This is a genomic window from Rhizobium sp. 32-5/1 (genome assembly GCF_029537235.1).
Lineage (GTDB): Bacteria > Pseudomonadota > Alphaproteobacteria > Rhizobiales > Rhizobiaceae > Pararhizobium.
Map to the genome: position 1 here is coordinate 484,304 of NZ_CP120639.1, position 17,693 is coordinate 501,996.

At 57.1% G+C, this 17,693-nt stretch carries 12 protein-coding genes and 3 pseudogenes; 3 read left to right on the forward strand and 12 right to left on the reverse strand.

The features are described from left to right. Nucleotides 1–43 precede the first annotated feature (43 nt). From P6U16_RS23945 to P6U16_RS23960, 4 genes are all read right to left on the reverse strand, one after another. A complete protein-coding gene (locus P6U16_RS23945; protein ID WP_277704747.1) occupies nt 44–430 on the reverse strand; it encodes a response regulator in 387 nt (128 codons plus the stop codon). Beyond that, the gene (locus P6U16_RS23950; protein WP_277704748.1) at nt 430–2,457 is read right to left on the reverse strand and encodes a cache domain-containing protein; all 2,028 of its coding nucleotides are present in this window, start codon (nt 2,455–2,457) and stop codon (nt 430–432) included. Before P6U16_RS23950 ends, P6U16_RS23945 begins: the two co-directional genes overlap by 1 nt. Continuing rightward, entirely contained in the window at nt 2,454–4,412 is a 1,959-nt protein-coding gene (locus P6U16_RS23955) for a PAS domain-containing sensor histidine kinase (protein ID WP_277704749.1), read from the reverse strand. The genes P6U16_RS23950 and P6U16_RS23955 overlap by 4 nt, the downstream gene beginning before the upstream one ends. 268 nt (nt 4,413–4,680) lie before the next feature. Beyond that, nucleotides 4,681–5,448 carry an EAL domain-containing protein gene (locus tag P6U16_RS23960; protein WP_277704750.1) on the reverse strand — a complete coding sequence of 256 codons (768 nt, stop codon included), beginning with the start codon at nt 5,446–5,448 and terminating at the stop codon, nt 4,681–4,683. A gap of 111 nt (nt 5,449–5,559) precedes the next feature. On the opposite strand from P6U16_RS23960, the gene P6U16_RS23965 reads away from it, so the two are divergent. Beyond that, entirely contained in the window at nt 5,560–5,853 is a 294-nt protein-coding gene (locus P6U16_RS23965) for an I78 family peptidase inhibitor (RefSeq protein ID WP_277704751.1), read from the forward strand. Between the two features lie 62 nt (nt 5,854–5,915). On the opposite strand, the gene P6U16_RS23970 is transcribed toward P6U16_RS23965, so the two are convergent. The 4 genes and pseudogenes from P6U16_RS23970 to P6U16_RS23985 form a co-directional block, all read right to left on the reverse strand. Then, the gene (locus tag P6U16_RS23970; RefSeq protein WP_277704752.1) at nt 5,916–6,050 is read right to left on the reverse strand and encodes a hypothetical protein; all 135 of its coding nucleotides are present in this window, start codon (nt 6,048–6,050) and stop codon (nt 5,916–5,918) included. A gap of 275 nt (nt 6,051–6,325) precedes the next feature. Then, a complete protein-coding gene (locus tag P6U16_RS23975) occupies nt 6,326–6,700 on the reverse strand; it encodes a response regulator (RefSeq protein ID WP_277704753.1) in 375 nt (124 codons plus the stop codon). Beyond that, a complete protein-coding gene (locus P6U16_RS23980; protein WP_277704754.1) occupies nt 6,693–7,745 on the reverse strand; it encodes an HWE histidine kinase domain-containing protein in 1,053 nt (350 codons plus the stop codon). The genes P6U16_RS23975 and P6U16_RS23980 overlap by 8 nt, the downstream gene beginning before the upstream one ends. A 262-nt stretch (nt 7,746–8,007) precedes the next feature. Continuing rightward, nucleotides 8,008–8,556: pseudogene (locus tag P6U16_RS23985) on the reverse strand (IS6 family transposase); the annotation flags it as partial. Nucleotides 8,557–9,487: 931 nt separating this feature from the next. Between P6U16_RS23985 and P6U16_RS23990 the strand changes: the two are divergent. After that, a pseudogene (locus P6U16_RS23990) lies at nt 9,488–11,688 on the forward strand (EAL domain-containing protein); the annotation flags it as partial. A gap of 267 nt (nt 11,689–11,955) precedes the next feature. On the opposite strand, the gene P6U16_RS23995 reads toward P6U16_RS23990, so the two are convergent. From P6U16_RS23995 to P6U16_RS24005, 3 genes are all read right to left on the reverse strand, one after another. Beyond that, complete coding sequence (locus P6U16_RS23995) at nt 11,956–12,216, reverse strand: hypothetical protein (protein ID WP_277704755.1); 261 nt, start codon at nt 12,214–12,216, stop codon at nt 11,956–11,958. Nucleotides 12,217–12,286: 70 nt separating this feature from the next. Further along, on the reverse strand, nt 12,287–12,973 hold the full coding sequence (locus tag P6U16_RS24000) for a PspA/IM30 family protein (protein WP_277704756.1): 687 nt from the start codon (nt 12,971–12,973) through the stop codon (nt 12,287–12,289). 114 nt (nt 12,974–13,087) lie between these two features. Continuing rightward, nucleotides 13,088–13,693 carry a TetR/AcrR family transcriptional regulator gene (locus P6U16_RS24005; protein ID WP_277704757.1) on the reverse strand — a complete coding sequence of 202 codons (606 nt, stop codon included), beginning with the start codon at nt 13,691–13,693 and terminating at the stop codon, nt 13,088–13,090. 245 nt (nt 13,694–13,938) lie between these two features. Between P6U16_RS24005 and P6U16_RS24010 the strand changes: the two are divergent. Further along, nucleotides 13,939–17,336: pseudogene (locus tag P6U16_RS24010) on the forward strand (acyl-[ACP]--phospholipid O-acyltransferase). Nucleotides 17,337–17,471: 135 nt separating this feature from the next. Here P6U16_RS24010 and P6U16_RS24015 read toward each other — a convergent pair. Beyond that, complete coding sequence (locus P6U16_RS24015) at nt 17,472–17,693, reverse strand: hypothetical protein (RefSeq protein ID WP_277704758.1); 222 nt, start codon at nt 17,691–17,693, stop codon at nt 17,472–17,474.

Here is a 17,693-nt window from a genome sequence, read left to right on the forward strand (position 1 = left end):
GAGGAAGACCCCGTTTAAGTGCCAAACGAGACGTGAGCCCTAGCTAAGATGGCGTTGAACCACGCGCTAAGTCCACCTTTGTAAACGCGATCCTCAAGGCATTTCCCAGCTGTTCTTGTTGATACGGTTTTGCCAGTACCTGAGCCTCGCGCAAATGGCCTGTTAACCCGGCAGCCCCGTAGCCTGTCGAAAATACGACTGGAATGTTGCGCCTCAGCAGGATTTCACCGATTGGATAACTCAGTTCCCCCGCGAGATTAACATCGAGCACAGCTGCATCGATTTCTATAGTACGCGCTTGTTCCAAACCTTCAGGCAGTCGAGACGCGGTGCCCGCGACGACGCATCCCATATTTTCCAACCACCGCTCCACCATCATCGCCACCATGGCTTCGTCCTCCACGACAAATATGCGTTTTCCAGTCAGCATCAAACCTTGCTCCTTGTCACGCCGCCCACGGGCGGAAATTCGATTGCCCTTGCGACGACATCGCAGATTGGGGCATCAATTTGGCAATGAAGTCCTTTCGGGTCATTGAATGCCAGATGGACTGACCCTCCCAGGTCCTGTGCGAGAATCCGCTCTAACAGTTTCGTTCCAAAGCCGCGGCGCGTTGGCACCACAACTGCTGGCCCTCCATTTTCAATCCAGCAAAACCTAAAGCGAGCATCGTCGTCACCCAACGTTTCCCATCGGACTTCAACACGGCCTGGGCTTGTGGAGAGCGCGCCGTATTTCACCGCGTTCGTTGCGAGCTCGTGCAAGCCCAGAGAAAGTGCCAGTGCCGCCCGTGGCCACAGACGCAGCGGTGGTCCGGAAATTGCAAAGGGATTGCTTTCGCTGCTCACGAACGGCCTGAGGGCATTTGCCACGACGTCCGCTATCGAAGCGCTCTCCCAGCTTTCGCGCGTGAGCACGTCATGTGCCGTCGATAAAGCCAGCAGACGCCCCTCAAGCGCATCGCGGATGGCTGGATCGGCGCTCCGCAATGTCTGAGTGATGATGGCCTGAACGGTGGCTAAGGTGTTCTTAACGCGATGGTTCAGTTCGTTGACCATCAGACGCAGTCGGTCCTCGACCTTCCTTCGTTCCGTGATGTCGATGGAGATGCCGACGATGCCGGCTACCCGGCCAGTTGCGTCCCGCATCGGCGTCTTCGTCGTAAGCCAGACAGGCTGGTCAGAGCCGCTTTGACCTATAGTTCCCTCAATGACCTGCGTCTCTCCCGTGTCGATGATGCGGCGGTCAGCTTTCGCGACGGCTTCCGCCTGCTTAGCATTATCGAAATACTCGTGAACCGTCCGTCCTTCCAGATCCGACCATGAGCGCCCCAGATGCCGCAGCAGTGGGCCATTGGCCATGAGAATGCGGCCTTCATTGTCTTTGGCGTAGACGAGGCTCGTTCCGGTTTCGATGATGATGCGAAGCAACCTATCAGCTTCCAGCAAGGTCGCGCCCGTGGCGCGGGCTTTGTCTTCGGCTCGTCCGCGCCGCGTTGACTCGCGCCAGAGGATTATGCCGAGACCCATCCCAAGCAGAGCCATCAGGATGATTACCGTTCCGATCAGCCACATCGTTCGGTTCCATGGAGCGTATATAGTCCGTTCCGACAGGCCGACTACGACTATGAATGGAAGCGTGCCGAGCTGACGGTATGCATAGAGGCGATAGACTCCGTCGATCAGGCTGGTGGACTCGTAGGTGCCAACCTTTGCCTGACCAATCAGCTCGAACACTCGCGCGCTTTTCACGTCTCGCCCTAAATCAACAGGATTGAACGGCGTCCGCGCAACGATCAAACCATCGGTGGTCAAGAGGCTGACAATACTCTCGTCATCCAGTTTAAGCGCACTGAAGAGATGTTGGAAGAAGTCGGTGGGAATGCCGATGCCGACAACACCGGCGAAATCGCCTTTTGCGTCATTGACGCGCCTGCTCAGAAAAATGTTCCCAATCTTAGACACTTTTCCCACCAACGGCGGGCCGACATACAGCCCAAAATCCGCCTTGTCTCTTTGTGCGGTGAACCATGCGCGATCGCTGTAGTTCGTCCTGCCATAGTCCTTATTATCAGACGACATGACCGGGTTGCCTTTCCTGTCCATGATGGCGAGGCCATTCAACGAACCTAGCGCAACGCTGTCGAATAGGGCGGCGCGCTTCACTTCAACGGACAGCTTGGCAAAGCCCGGAAGCGCCAGAGCGTGTGCCGCGCCTTGCAGCGATTGAGCATAACTGGAGATGACACGCTCCATGTCCCGCTCGAGGCCGATGGACAGGTTCTGTGCGGTCTGTTCCGCTGCAAGATGTTGGCTTTTCCGCATATCCTGACGAAGCCAAACACCACCCGACACTAGAATCAGGACGATCAACCCAACGGTCACAATCACGCGTTTCGAAATTGTCGCTCTATACATCTGGCTCGCAGGTGCCAGAAACCCAATGATCGCCGTCATGCTACGGGCTGCGATTCTTTCCGCTGGCTACGGTCAATCACTTCCGAGAGTTGCTGTTGAGAAAATGGCTTCGGTATTAGAGGGAGTGCGGGGTTCGCTCCGAACGGAAGTTTCGAATATCCCGTTGCCAAGACGATCGGCAAAGAAGGACGGATGTTCCATGCAATGTCAGCGAACTCGGAACCGTTCATGAGCGGCATCGCATAGTCGGTCAGAACCAGATCGATGTGGGAATCATTCCCGACGAGATAGAGTGCCTCTTCTCCTGACGTTGCCGTCATGACGATATGGCCGAGGGCCTTGAGCATAAGCACGGTGTTGCGGAGAACCAGCTCGTCATCGTCTACCGCGAGGATGCGGTATCCTCGCAAACTTGCGTCAGATTCGCAATTCTCTATCGCCGCCGACGGAGCCTCCACCTCGGGTTCCGCAACCGGAAGCCAGAGTTCGACCACGGTTCCAGCTCCTGTCGCGGAACGCAGCACGAGCTTGCCGCCCGAATGCTCAAGGAGCGTGGCCACCATTGCCAGACCAAGCCCGGTTCCCTTGCCGGCTAATTTGGTCGTGAAGAACGGCTGTGTTGCGGACGCCAGCGTCTCGGCGCTCATTCCGGATCCAGAGTCACAGACGCTCAGACAAACATAGTTTCCCTCCGGCAGACCCGGCTGTTCCCCTTCGCGGACCTGATGTTCGTCCGCCGCAATAATGAGGGAGCCGCCGTTGGGCATAGCGTCGCGTGCGTTGACAGCCAGATTGAGAAGCGCGCTCGACAACTGGTTTGTGTCGCTGCGCACGTTTGGTAGATCGGTCGGGAATTTGATTTCCAATCGGATCATCGGCCCGATCGATCTGGCCATGAGATCCGCCATGCCATTGACGAGGGTGATAGCGTCAATCGCCTCGAGGTGTGTCTGCTCCTGGCGCGAGAACGCAAGCATCCGTTCGATGAGGGCGGTCCCGCGTTTCCCACTTTGGATGGCATTGTCCAACAGTTGCGTCACCTCTGGCGACGGCGGGATACGGTTCTCCAGCATCTCCAGGCTGCCTAGCATCACCATGAGCAGATTGTTGAAATCATGCGCGAAGCCACCTGTCAGCTGGCCAACGATCTCCAGCTTTTGAGACTGGAAAAGCTCATTCTGTTTGACGTCGAGAGCTGTCTGGGCCGCGATTTTCTCGGTGATATCGCGTGTCACCTTGGCAAAGCCTACGAGGGTTCCAGTATCTTCGTGCATGGCGTCGATGATGACATTGGCCCAATAGCGTGTGCCGTTTTTTCTGACCTGCCAGCCTTCCTTTTCGAAGCGGCCATCCCTTGTCGCAGTCGCAAGAGCATGCGTGTTCTCCCCTGAGGCAAGATCATCGGCCGTAAAGAAACGCGAGAAATTCTCGCCGATGATTTCATCCGAGGTGTAACCATTGATCCGTTCCGCTCCTGCGTTCCAGGTGGTGACGTATCCATGGGGATTAAGTACATAGATGGCGTAGTCGGTGACACTTTGAACGATAAGCTGAAACTGCGCCTCGCTCGAGGCCAGTTCGGCTTCCGCGAGCTTGCGCTCGGTCAGGTCCCTGGCGACCTTGGCAAAGCCGATAAGTTCGTGTTGATCGTTGAAGATCGGGTCAACGAGAACATGGGCCCAGAACTTCGTTCGATCCTTGCGAAGCCGCCATCCCTCCGCTTCGAACCGTCCGGCAATAGCTGCAGTCTGCAACGCGATTTCGGGCAACCCCGCCGCTCTGTCTTCCTCGCAGTAGAAAACGGAGTAATGTTCGCCAAGAATCTCGTCTTCAGTGTAGCCTTTGCAGCGTTGCGCTCCGGTATTCCAGGACGTGATGTATCCTCCGGGATCGAGCATGTAGATGGCGTAATCCGTAATCGCATCGACGAGCATACGGTAGCGTGCCTCGATCATCGTGCTCTGACGACCGTGGAGGCGTACGATATCATTCATATGAACCGCCCTGCAGGCTTATACCTTGGATGCCGTCCCGCTGCGCATTAGCCTGCGCATTAAGAGAAGTGGACCCGGATGCCTGCCGAATCACTATACACGGGTTAGGAGAAGGATGTTCAATTATGACTACCTGGAGGACCAGCTGGATGCTGTGTCAAACGTTCGGGTGCGATTTGGCTTTGATCGGACGATACGCCCTGGCAGCCGTCCTACCAGAATGAAGCTGCGTGGCCACCGCAACTATGTTGGATAACCAAGCCGCGATTTAGGCGGCTTTGGCAAACAGCGCCTGCGCCGATACCGGAACGGCCAATTGTTCAAAGCTGGGTTTTGCCAAGAGATAGCCCTGAATGAGGGAGACGCCAAGATCGGTTAAGGCCTGCAACTCTCCTACAGTCTCAACGCCTTCACACAGCGGCGCAATCTCAAGCTCTTCGAGCATTTGCAAAGTATGCTTAACGACCGTGCGCCGGATGGGATCGGTGTCGATTCCTCTGATTAAGTCCATGTCGAGTTTGACGATGTCTGGCTGAAAATGGGCAAGAAGTCCTAAACCGGAATGGCCCGCTCCAAAGTCATCGATGGCGGTCTTGAATCCCATATCCCGATAGGTTCGAAGGATGTTTAGAACATGTTTTGTGTCCAGCTGTTCGTTTTCGGTAAACTCGAAGATGATGCGGTCGAGCGGAAACCCGGTTTTCATGGCCGTTGCGAGCGTTAATCGGATACAAGCGCGCGGCTCATAAACGGCATTGGGCATAAAGTTGATCGATAGCCTCGCGTCGCCCTCAAGATCGTAGAGCTTGGCCGCGAGTTCGATCGCCTTGACCCGACATTGTTGATCAAATGCGTAACGATTATGGGTCTGGACCTGAGATAGGACAGACACGGCTCCTTCGCCGTTTGGACCACGCACCAACGCTTCGTGGGCAAAGATCTTATTCGTGCGAATGTCGACGATAGGTTGGAACGCCATCGAGAAGGGTAGTTCAAACGCCGCACCGTCGCGGCAACCGTTGCATTGGGTCGACATCGTTGCCCGCTCTCCTTTGTTCGGAGAACCTACGGGCAAGCCGTTAAACTTCCCTTGCTTCTCTGCGCAATTAGAGAAACGATGTGTCGACGGTCAAAAAGGCAAAGGTCAATGAAATCTGCTCTGCGTGTAATGAGTGTTTTGCTCGCCTTCAGCGCCATTCCGGCCTTGGTCGCTTGCTCCGCACGCTCTGAAGTTCCCAGTGGCAGGTGCGATCCCCTAGCAGCACGGGCACTTATTGAGCAGCTAAAGCCGACCGATGAGGAAGCCAAGCACCGAACTGGAGCGACCATTGTGCGGCAGATCACGCCCGGCCAGCCCGTCACCCATGATTTCCGAGATTACAGGGTGACCTTAGAGATCAATCCGACCTCAGGCCGTGTGGTGGCGGCGACCTGCGGGTAAGCAGGCATCGAAACATTTTTGAATGCAAAGAGACGAATTCTTACGCAAGACATAGGACATGACTAAAGCGGTTCGCGCGGATTGTCGACCTTGGCGCATTCCCGAGACCTCATCCGCGACCACCTGGCGGCCAAAGGCGTTGCCGCCGTCATCGCGACCGGCGCAACCGCAAGGTCGTGCCAGGCATCGACGGCCACATTTCTGTCCGGGGAAACGCCTTCGAGCGCTGTTTGCTAAGCTCAAGCAGAACCGTCGGTACTGGCGACCGCCTTGACAAGACGGCCGACAGCTTCTTCGGCTTCGTCCTAGTGGCCTCACGCCGCTTAGGGATCAGGCATTTTAGCCACATCACCTGGCGGGCGGGCCTGGTCATTTTGGATCTGGCTCGACACATCTACCGGCGGCGGGTTAACCCAGCCGAGGTGGCCTTGTGAGGCAGCCTTCTCACTTTACGTCCGCTCTTTCTCGTGGTTCAGCCCGAAGATCGCGGCAGGAGGCCTGTCAACGCGGACGTCAACTGGTCGAAGCTGAACGGCTTGCGCAGGACGTCCCGTTCGCAGAAGCCGTCCCTCGTCTCTCGGTAGCAGTTCCCCGTCGAGTATATGAAGGGCACTCCATGGCTGGCCAGCGAGTCCGCGACGGGGCAGCTATCGATGCCATGCAGGTTCATGTCGAGCATCGCGCCGTCAAAGGTTCGCGTCTCGATCTCGAGCAGCGCCTTCTCGACCGTGCCTGCGGACGTCACGTTGCGACATCCGAGTTCGTCAAGCATCTCCTCGATCATCAACAGGATCATCGTCTCGTCCTCGACCACTAGGATCCGGCGGTCTGCGAGGAGGCTATTCATCGGATTGGACGGGAATAGGAATGTTCATGGTGCATATTACGCCTTCTGGAGGGTAGTCGAGATGCACGTCACCGCTCAGTTCGTGTCCGAGCGTTCGTTCGATGACTATAGAACCAAAACCCTTGTGCGAAGCCGGAGTGACAGTCGGCCCTCCGACTTCCTGCCAGAGAAGGCTGAGACCTGGAGCCTCCGGGGTCGCATTCACGACCCAGGAGATATGAATCGAGCCCGTGTCATTCGAGAAGGCGCCGTACTTGACGGCGTTCGTCGCTAGTTCATTGAAGGCTATGCCGAGCGCAAGGATCGACTTGGCGGGAAAGAGAATGTTGTCGCCGACGATGACGATGCGGCTGGCGCGCCCGCCGGTGACCACGAACGGCTCGAGCGCGTCCTGCACGATGTCGAGGAGCCCGGCACTCTGCCAGGTTTTGCGGTTCAAAAGGTCGTGGGATCTCGAAAGCGCGAACAGGCGCGTCTCGACCGCCTCCCGCATCGCCTGCGGTGTGGAGTTGGCCCGGGCCGCTTGCCATACGATCGACTGCACCGTCGCGAGCGTGTTCTTCACGCGGTGGTTCAGTTCGTCGATGAGGAGCCGCGAGTGCGCCTGTTCCCTCTTGTGCACAGTAAGGTCGACAAAGGAGGCGAAATGCTGGACGACGTCGCCGTCTTCGTTCCTGACAGGGCTGATGAAGACGCCTGCCCAGAACTCGCTTCCGTCCTTGCGGTGATAGCGGACCTCCGATCCGCCCTTGGAATGACCCTCAAACGCCGCCCGGATAGTCGCCACGGCTTCCGCGTCGGCGCCGTGCGCCATCAGGAAGTTGAAGTCCTGCCCCAAGACCTCTTCCCGTGAATATCCCGTCAGCTCAAGGAATGAGTCGTTAGCGAAGATAATCGGATTTTCGGGATCGCAGGCATCGCTGAACACCATGGCCATCCGGGTCGTCTCGGCGGCTACCACGAACGGGCCGAGATCGTCGTGGAAGCTTTCGACGTCGGCTTCGGCGTCTTTCTGCTCCTCAGACTTGTCAACGATCTTCGGCATGCGTGATCCCCTCAAGGTCAGGTTCATCCGAAACCGCACGAATCATCAGCCGATCGGACATTGCCGTTGCGAGGACATGTTCGCACGGCCGGACTTTAACGACAAGTGCATCAAGAGGACCAATCACCAGCAAAGATTGCAATCCTGTGCGTGCAGAGTGATCTCCGGAAAGGAGACTAGGCACTTGTCCACACCGTCTTGGCCAAACCGCGGCTCGGGTTTCCCATGATAACCCTGGCGGGGAGATGCCACTGACGCAAATCGGACGGGTCAGCTTCTTGATAAAACCGGTGGTCTTGCTCAATCAGGTTGTTGAGGTATTTGACCTGCAGGATCTCGATCAGCCAGAACCATCCCTGCAACAGCAGCAGCCAGTTGATGTTTTGCAATCCCGCCAGGTTCGCGCCACTCTTGTCGATGACGACCTTTTCAGGCCAGCCGTTGTTCTCGATCACGCGGGCGAAGAAGGCGCTGGCCGCAGCCTCATCGCGGTGCTCAGACAGCATGAAATCAAGGGTTTTTCCGAATTTATCGACAGCGCGGTAGAAATAGGTCCACTTGCCTTTGACCTGGATATAGGTCTCGTCCATTCGCCAAGAACTGCTGGTCGCGGATTTGCGGCGCTGGGCCCGGCAGGCAATAAGCGGCGAATATTTCACGACCCATCTGTTCCCGTCGCGTGGTCAACGGCGACGCCGCGCTCGGCCATAATCTCTTCCAGATTACGATAGGAGACTGCATATCTGACGTAGAAAAACACCGCGTATAAAATCACCTCTTTCGGGTAGTGACTACCTTTGAAATCGACCATGATCGGGGAACTTAACCTGCCTGCTCATCTTCGACCCAGATCTATGGCATGCTCAAACTGGTTGCAAATCCGGTGAAAAGTTTGCGAGAGAACTATCCGCCGTCAATCCAGCTCACAAAAATCTGGCGAAGGGATCGCGAGAACCTTTCCACAACGTTGAGCAGAAAAACCACATAAAACACAGGTAAGAATTAAAAATACTGCCCTGTTGACAATTCATAATGCGCAAAAATCAGAATATCATTGCTAAATTACTTTAGATTATTCGTTCTATGGATACTAATTAATAGATTATTAGGGAAATTACTCATTAATGCGATTCCGAGCGATTGGTTACAGACCTGGTGGTGTTATGATTAACCTACGAACTTATCCGTGTCGCATCGGTCTATTGGATCCGCGATCTTGGCATTCGTTCGCGTTGCACAAGAAGGATGAAGTGCAAATCCTGCGCCATGGGCGGCCGGCGACGTCTGTGTTGTCGTGCTCGTTGTGACGGCAGGCTTTGCCCCACGCAGTTGAAGAACAGAGCAAACTTGCAAATTCGATCGTCGCCGATCGCGTCTTTCCCATGCAGCAACTGAAGACAGTCGCAAATGCCTTCCGCGGTAATACCGCGGTGAAGGGAAAAACGGAAAGATTTTTGATCTCGCTCGGAGAAGCAGCCTCGTTTTGCTGGGACAAGTCAAGGTCGGATTTCAGACCGACATGGCGATGTGGAAACAGGCCCTTAGATTCCCGGTCACAAGTCAGGCAAGACGGACCATTCTGGCCGCAGGGTGTTCAAGACGTCGTCAAGTAGAGGAACCAAAACATGCCGCAACCAGAAACATCTCGGTTCGAAAGCCACGCGAAGACAGCGCAATTGCAAGTCGACCGGCTGCTTGCGACCGTGGCAAGGCTGGAAGCGGAATTCCGGGATCACTCGAACGCAGAACAGGCTTTGCTAGCCGAGCGCGACCTGCTGCGAGCAGTTCTTAAACAGACTCCCGACTTCCAATATGCAAAAGATCTTGAGAGCCGCTTCATTACGGTGAACCAGTCGGTTGCAACGTTCAACGGATTTTCACACCCGGACGAGATGATCGGCAAGACAGATTTTGACATAACGACCGCGGCCCAAGCCCAGGAACTATATGATACCGAACAGAAAATCATGCAGTCGGGGGTGCCTCTGATCGATTTCGAGGAGCTTCTGCTGGATAAATCAGGGGCGAAGACCTGGTTTGCGACGTCGAAGGCGCCTTTGCGCAATGAAAGCGGCGACATCGTCGGCCTTGCCGGAGTGACGCGCGACATCACCACGCGCAAGCAAGCTGAGCTTCTGTTAGAAGAGCAGGCCCTTGTCCTCGAATTGATTGCGCTGAATGCTCCGCTGCAAGATATCCTTGAGCGACTTGTACGCCTGATGGAAACTCAGGTGGAGGGGGTCTATGGCTCGATCCTCCTGCTCGACGAAACCGGAACTCATCTCAGGCATGGGGCGGCACCTTCCCTCCCCGCATCGTATTCCAGAGCAATCGACGGGGTTGCTATCGGCCCGGACGTCGGCTCCTGCGGAACTGCCGCCTATCGACGCGAGGCGGTCATCGTTACCGACGTCGCCCGCGATCCCCTCTGGAAGAATTTCCGGGCGCTGGCGATGCGCCATGGATTACGCTCATGCTGGTCCACACCGATCCTGTCGCATCATGGTGCGGTTCTGGGAACGTTTGCAATGTATTCGTCCGATGTACGAGAACCAGGAGAGACCGAGACCCGACTTACCGAGAAGACGACCCGGATCGCGGCCATCGCGATTGACCGAAAGCATTCGGAAGATCAGATCAACTTCATGGCCCACCACGACATGCTCACGGGCCTGCCCAATCGGAGCTTGTTGAAGGATCGTCTGACACAGGCGATGCTGCAAACCCAGCGCCACAACCCGTGGGTCTCGGTGGTGTTTGTCGACCTCGACAATTTCAAGATGGTAAACGACAGACTAGGTCACGCCGCGGGCGATGCACTTCTCAAAGTGGTCGCGGAGAGAATGATCGCCTGCGTCAAAGCAACTGATACCGTGATGCGGCTTGGCGGTGACGAATTCGTTATCCTGCTTGTCGACCAGCCGGAAAACACCGACGCTGTTTCCGCTGTCTTGAACAAGATTCGGACTGCAGTCGCAAAGCCCGTACCCTTCGAGGATAAGACTTTTCAGGCCACTTGCAGTATGGGCGTGGCGACCTTTCCCCATGACGGTTCCGACGTCGATACGCTGCTGAGGAACGCCGATGCCGCAATGTACAAAGCCAAGGAATCCGGGCGGGACAGTTTTCGATTTTACACGTCCGAGATGAATACCAAAGCTCACGAGAGGCTCGCGCTGCAGGACGCGATGCGCAGTGGCATCGCGCGCAACGAGTTCTATCTCCTCTATCAGCCCCAAGTCGACTTGGAATCGGGAAACGTGTTTGCGGTCGAGGCGCTTCTTCGCTGGAAGCATCCGACGCAAGGCATCGTCTCTCCGACGGAATTCATACCGCTTGCCGAGGAAACCGGCTTGATCGTACCGCTCGGCAACTGGGTTGTGCATGAGGCTTGCCGTCAGAACAAGGCGTGGCAGGATGCCGGAATTCCGCCGGTCAAGGTTTGCGTTAATGTTTCTGCCCGCCAGTTCAGTGAAAAAATTGGATCGGTCAGGTGATCCGCGCCCTTGATGAAACGGGCCTGGATGCAAAATATTTGGAACTGGAAATGACTGAAAGCATGCTCATGCGAGACGTCGACCAGGCGATTGCGATCATGAAGGAATTGCAAGCGTTGGGAATTCAGTTTGCTATCGATGATTTTGGCACGGGATATTCGAGCTTGAGCGCCTTGAAGAACCTACCGGTGGCCCGGTTGAAGATCGACCAATCCTTCGTCCGAAATCTCGCGGATGACGAGAACGACAGGAGTATCGCAGCCGCGGTGATTTCACTCGGACAAAAACTCAACATGAGGGTTATCGCCGAGGGCGTGGAGACCGATGACCAACTCGCTTTCCTGCGCGAGAGCCGGTGCGATGAGATTCAAGGCTATCATTTCAGCAAGCCAATTGAGCCAGGGGCGATAGAGGACCTGCTCAAACACCAGGCCCAACGCCGTTGATTTCGATCTTGGCGGTTAAGGAGTACGAACTGACCAAGTAATCTCCTATCCAGACATTAGGGTCAGCGCGTGCTGGATCAGCGGCCACTGAACACTACGGCTGCACGTTCATCACCGGTTGTTCGACAAGGGCACCAATATTGCCCGCCTTGAAGGGATCAGAACCTATGTCCCTCTGCCAGAGCCTTCTATTCTCGCAGAGTGCCCGTTCTATCGAAGACAGAAAGGGTGACGGCAAGTTTACCGTCACCCTTGATGCGAGAAAGATCAGTTCTCGCGTGCGAAGTCGGTCAACAGCCGCTCGGTTTTTGCCGCCTCGATCATGTTCAGGCGTTCCTGCGACGATCTTTCATCCATACGATACTTGACGAAATTGACGAGGCTGAGGGTCAAAAGGAACACGCCCATGGCCCAGAAGCCCTTGGTGGACAGATCCACCGGCGCCATCCAGATCGATAGGCCAAGCATGAAGTAAGCGACCGCGATGCCGAGTGCATTGAAGCTGGTGTAAACATTGTTCGATTTCATAATTCTACTCCTTGGAAACGGGAATTGTCGCGTGAGGATGGTGCGAGCAGGCTTGCGGCCTGGTTCATGGTCAGGCGCTGGCGGTGGACATCTGAAGCCGCTTCAGCACATCGGAAGCCGACACTTTGACCGGTTGACCATAACCGGAGGCAGCCAACCTTTCGCGCATGGTCTCGTGGGTTAGGTTTTTGTCGATCGTGTCAAGCACTTCGCTCTCCTCTACCGGGTCATCTCTGGACATGACGCGGGCGATCAGTTCCTCCGCTTCGCGCAGGGGCTCGGTGCGACCAATCATCCGGTTCATCGAGGCTTGCGCCTTGCGTTCGCCATCGACCGCTCTTGCCGCCATCAGTCCCTGCTTCAGATCGACGATGCGGCGGTAGGTCTTTTCCAGCGACAGTTGCATGCGGGCGATCCGCTCTTTTAGCCGGGCGAGCGTTTCGCTACGAAGGGCCGCCTCGTTTTCAAGATCTGCGATCGCCACAGCGGCCTCGGAGGCAAGCATGTCATTGCCGTCGGCCAGCGCCAGCTTGGCACGGGTCTCGAGATCGGCCTTGCGTGCCGAGACGGCATCGTAAAGCCGGCGCTCGTTGCGCTCCCGCAGGATCAGCGATGCGAGCGTTTCCTTGGCATTGCGCAAAACGGTATCGGCCTCCCGAACCTTCTGCTCGATCAGATCAATCGCGAAATGATCAGTCACCCTGTCTTCATGGCGGGCATTGATCCCCTTGATGAGGGTCGTCACAAGCTTGAGCATATTCTTTTCCTCATTCATGAACGCTGTTCATACTTATGTTATGACTGATCCTGATAAGGGCGTCAATAGCCAAAATGAACATCGTTCATAAAATTGCGGGAGGGCTATCTGACCTTATGCAGCCGCCGATTTGGCAAAGCCGCCGATCAGCAATGTGAGCATTGAGCGGATATTATCGGCCGGAACAGCGGAAAAGCGGTGCTGCAGACCAAGGGATACGACACCATGCACGGCCGAAAACAACCCGCGCGCCGTCATAGCCCCATCCTCTGGGCTGAGATTGGGCATCAATACGGTGAGCGGCTCGAGGATATGGATGAACAGCACGGCGTGCTCATTCAAATGCCATTCGGGCACCTGCGCCCCTTCCGGCATCTGATGATCGAACAGAGCCGCCCAGGAATTGGGATTGGCAATGGCGAAATCGAGATAGGCATGTGACAGCGCAACGAGCTGATCGGCCGGTCTCGCAACGGCCCCATCCTGCGCCGCTCTTGAAAGCTTGGCGCCGAGTGCCTGCAAGGTCAGCGAATTGACGTGCAGAACCAGATCGTCGATGTCGGCAAAGACATTGTAGAGCGCCCCCAGCGCGCAGCCGACATCGGTGGCGAGATCGCGGGCCCTCAGCTTGCCAAGACCGTCCGCGGCAATCCGCTGTACGGCCGACTGCAAGAGGTCATCCCTCAGTTTTTGGCGTTTCGCTTCCCGTTTACCCGTCATGGCGACTCCATGTATGAACAATGTTCATATTTTTCTTGAACGGCGTTCATTTTCTTGCTAAAGGTTATTGAACGCCGTTCATATATTTGATCGAACGACACGGCAAATGAATTCGGCAGCGCGCGAATAACGGATTGTTAACAACCCGACGAGCGCACAACCGATAGAACCAAATGCAACTCGGGATTTAACTCCGGATTATGATCTCCGTGGTTGGATCCCGGCCACGTCAACAGGAGTGAACCATGTCCGACCATCTATTGGCATCACGGCGCTTTGCGCCTTTGTTCTGGACGCAGTTTCTGTCTGCCTTCAACGACAATTTTCTAAAGAACACCTTGGTGTTCCTGATCCTGTTTACGCTGAGCGCTACTGATGCCGCGACGCTGGTAACGGTCGCAGGCGTGGTCTTCATCACGCCGTTCCTGTTCCTATCTGCTCTTGGCGGGCAACTCGCCGACAAATACGATAAGGCCCGGCTCGCGCGCCGTCTCAAACTGGCGGAAGTGGGCGCATCGCTCTTTGCCGTCATCGGCCTTGGGTTTCATTCGATCTCCCTTCTGATGGTTTCGCTGTTCATCTTCGGTGTCATCTCGGCGCTGTTCGGACCGATCAAATACGGCATCCTGCCGGATCATCTCGAACGGGCGGAACTCCCAAAGGCCAATGCCTGGATCGAGGCTGCGACGTTCATCGCCATTCTCGGCGGCACAATCATCGGTGGACTTGCCTCTGCCGGTGGTGCGAATGTCATGGTATTCGGCCCGATGATGCTGGGTCTTGCCATCATCTGCTGGCTTGCAAGCCGGATGATCCCGTCGACGCGCGGCAGCGCGCCCGATCTGCGGATCGACCGGAACGTCTTCAGATCGACATGGCAGTTGCTGCAGTCGGCCCGTCAGGACGAGCGCATTTTCAGCGCCGGACTGATGGTCTCGTGGTTTTGGCTAGTCGGCGCCGTCATTCTCTCGGTTCTGCCCCCACTGGTGAAGGACACGCTTGGCGGCGGTGAAATCGCCGTAACCGCTTACCTCGCCGTTTTTGCGATCTCGGTCGCCATCGGCTCGGCAATCGCCGCCTGGATGTCGGCCGGGCGCATCGTGCTTCTGCCCGCCCCGGTCGGAACGGCGCTGATGGCATTGTTCAGCCTTGATCTCGCTTATACGATTTTTGGCCTACAGGCATCTGCCCTTCACGCCGGCCTCGGCGAGTTCTTCTCCCAACCCGGCACCATACGTGCAGCCATCGATCTTGCCGGCCTTGCCATTGCCGGATCATTCCTCGTGGTGCCGACATTTGCAGCGGTTCAAGCCTGGGCCAAAGAAGAAGAGCGCGCGCGTGCCGTTGCGTCCGTCAACGTCATGTCGGCGGGCTTCATGGCCATCGGTGGCGCCGGTCTTGCCATCCTGCAGGCAACCGGCATGATCCTGTCAATGATCCTGCTGACGATCGCAGCTCTCAATGCCGTTGCGGCCGTCATCATGCTGAAATACCTGCCAACCAACCCCTTCCGTGACTTCGTCTCCATCCTCTTCCGGGCATTTCACCGTCTCGAAGTGGAAGGCTACGAGAATCTGAAGGCTGCTGGCACTGCGCCGATCCTGGCACTTAACCACGTCAGCTTCCTCGACGGCCCGTTGGCGGTAACACTGACGGACAGTGAGCCGGTCTTCGCCATCGACACGAACATCGCTCAGCGCTGGTGGGTAAAGCCGTTCATCCGCAACATGAAGGCCATGGCACTCGATCCTTCCAAGCCGATGGCGACGCGTGTGCTGATCAAGGCCGTCAATGACGGCAATCCGCTGGTGATCTTTCCGGAAGGCCGCATCACCGTCACCGGCAGCCTGATGAAGGTCTATGACGGTGCCGCCATGGTTGCCGATAAAACCAATGCCATGGTCGTGCCGATCCGCATCGATGGCCTGGAGCGCAGCTTTTTTCGCGGCTAACCTCGATGCACACCCGTCGCAGCCTTTTCCCGAAGGTGAAGGTGACGATCCTGCCGCCGCGCCGGTTGGCGATTGCGGACGGGCTCGTTGGCCGCAAGCGCCGCATGGCCGCGGGTGCGGCCCTTTACCAGACCATGTCGGAACTGGTGTTCAACACGACCTCCACCGACCGCACTGTTCTGGAGGCCGTCATGACAACCGCCAAAGCGCGCGGCATGGGCAAACTCGCCGTCGAGGACCCGATCACCGGAGGCCTTTCCTATGGCAAGATGCTGACCGGTGCGGCTGTCCTCTCCCGCAAGTTCGAAACGATGTATCCGAGTGAAACGACCATCGGCGTGCTGTTGCCGAATGCCAACGGCGCGGTCGTGACGCTGCTCGGCCTGATGTCGGCCGGCAAGGTTCCAGCAATGATCAACTTTACCGCAGGTCCGGCCAATATCCGTTCGGCCTGCACGGCAGCGGGCGTCAAGACCGTGCTCACCTCGCGCGCCTTCCTCAAGCAGGCCAAGCTCGAAAGCGTCATCGAACAGGTCGCAGGTCACGTGTCGATCGTCTATCTCGACGATCTGCGCCAGACGATCGGCGTCGCCGACAAGCTGCGCGGTCTGGTTTTCCGCTCGAAGATCCGCGTGGCGCGCAAGGCGGACGATCCGGCGGTTGTGCTGTTCACCTCCGGTTCGGAAGGCACGCCGAAAGGTGTCGTGCTCACCCATCGCAATATCCTTTCCAACGCAGCGCAGGCCGCCGCCCGGATCGATTTCCACTCGGGCGACAAGGTCTTCAACATCCTGCCGGTGTTCCACTCCTTCGGCCTGACGGCCGGAACGGTTCTGCCGCTGATCTCGGGCGTCCCAGTCTATTTCTACCCGTCACCACTGCATTACCGCATCGTGCCAGAGCTGATCTATGCCTCGAATGCCACGATCATTTTCGGAACCGACACCTTCCTCAACGGTTATGCCCGCACGGCACACCCTTATGACTTCCGCTCGATCCGCTACTGCTTTGCCGGTGCCGAGCCCGTCAAGGCCTCGACACGCGAGACCTACATGAACAAGTTCGGCTTGCGCATTCTGGAAGGTTATGGCGTGACGGAAACCGCGCCGGTCATTTCCATCAACACCCCGATGTTCAATATGCCGGGAACCGTCGGCAAGATCCTGCCCGGCATGGAAAGCCGCCTGGAGCCAGTTCCGGGCGTCGAGGAAGGCGGGCGGCTGTTCGTTAAGGGCCCGAACGTCATGGCCGGATATTTGCGGGTCGAGAACCCCGGCGTTCTGGAACCGCTTGCCGACGGCTGGCACGATACAGGCGACATCGTCACCATTGACGCGGAAGGTTTCGTACGCATTAAGGGCCGCGCCAAGCGCTTCGCCAAGATCGGTGGCGAGATGATCTCGCTGGCCGCCGTCGAGGCCCTTGCCGGCGATCTGTGGCCCGGCCGTCTGTCCGTCGTCGCCAATCTCCCCGATCCGCGCAAAGGCGAAAGGCTGGTGCTACTGACCGATGAGCCGACCGCGACGCGCAGTGACTTCATGGCTTATGCGAAATCGAAAGGAGTTTCCGACCTGGCGATCCCCGCCGAGATCATCATCGGGCAGGTGCCGGTTCTAGGCTCCGGCAAGGTCGATTTCGTCACCGCCGCCAGACAGGTACAGACGCTTGCCGAAACACAGGCAGCTGCCTGACCCAAATTGAGGGGATCGATGCGGCCCGGTTTCGACCGGGCCGTTTTGCGTTTCAGACGATGAGTTCGCTGACCGGCAGGCGGGCACGGGCACGAGGTCTCGATTTTGGCGCAATACCAAGCCGGAAGGCGTTGATCAGCCGCCGGTCGGGGGAATGGTAAAGCGCCCGGAGGCCTCCGCAGCGCTTGCCGGGTCGTCGGCGATCGCGGCCATGGGCCAGGCCGAAAATCCGGCCGTCGTGACCTTGAGCAGAAACTCCAGAAACAGCCGGCCGGTTTCGAGTGGATGTTCTCGGGCCGGACGGTGGAACAGCGCAATGGCGGCTGCGCGCTTCGTCTTTGCGGCTTCGCCAGTCAA

Coding starts and splice junctions, on each gene's coding strand:
- P6U16_RS23960 (WP_277704750.1), bottom strand. CDS start 5,448: ATGTCGACCCAATGCAACGGTTGCCGCGACGGTGCGGCGTTTGAACTA.
- P6U16_RS23950 (WP_277704748.1), bottom strand. CDS start 2,457: ATGACGGCGATCATTGGGTTTCTGGCACCTGCGAGCCAGATGTATAGA.
- P6U16_RS23955 (WP_277704749.1), bottom strand. CDS start 4,412: ATGAATGATATCGTACGCCTCCACGGTCGTCAGAGCACGATGATCGAG.
- P6U16_RS23975 (WP_277704753.1), bottom strand. CDS start 6,700: ATGAATAGCCTCCTCGCAGACCGCCGGATCCTAGTGGTCGAGGACGAG.
- P6U16_RS24000 (WP_277704756.1), bottom strand. CDS start 12,973: ATGCTCAAGCTTGTGACGACCCTCATCAAGGGGATCAATGCCCGCCAT.
- P6U16_RS23980 (WP_277704754.1), bottom strand. CDS start 7,745: ATGCCGAAGATCGTTGACAAGTCTGAGGAGCAGAAAGACGCCGAAGCC.
- P6U16_RS23965 (WP_277704751.1), top strand. CDS start 5,560: ATGAAATCTGCTCTGCGTGTAATGAGTGTTTTGCTCGCCTTCAGCGCC.
- P6U16_RS24005 (WP_277704757.1), bottom strand. CDS start 13,693: ATGACGGGTAAACGGGAAGCGAAACGCCAAAAACTGAGGGATGACCTC.
- P6U16_RS23945 (WP_277704747.1), bottom strand. CDS start 430: ATGCTGACTGGAAAACGCATATTTGTCGTGGAGGACGAAGCCATGGTG.
- P6U16_RS23995 (WP_277704755.1), bottom strand. CDS start 12,216: ATGAAATCGAACAATGTTTACACCAGCTTCAATGCACTCGGCATCGCG.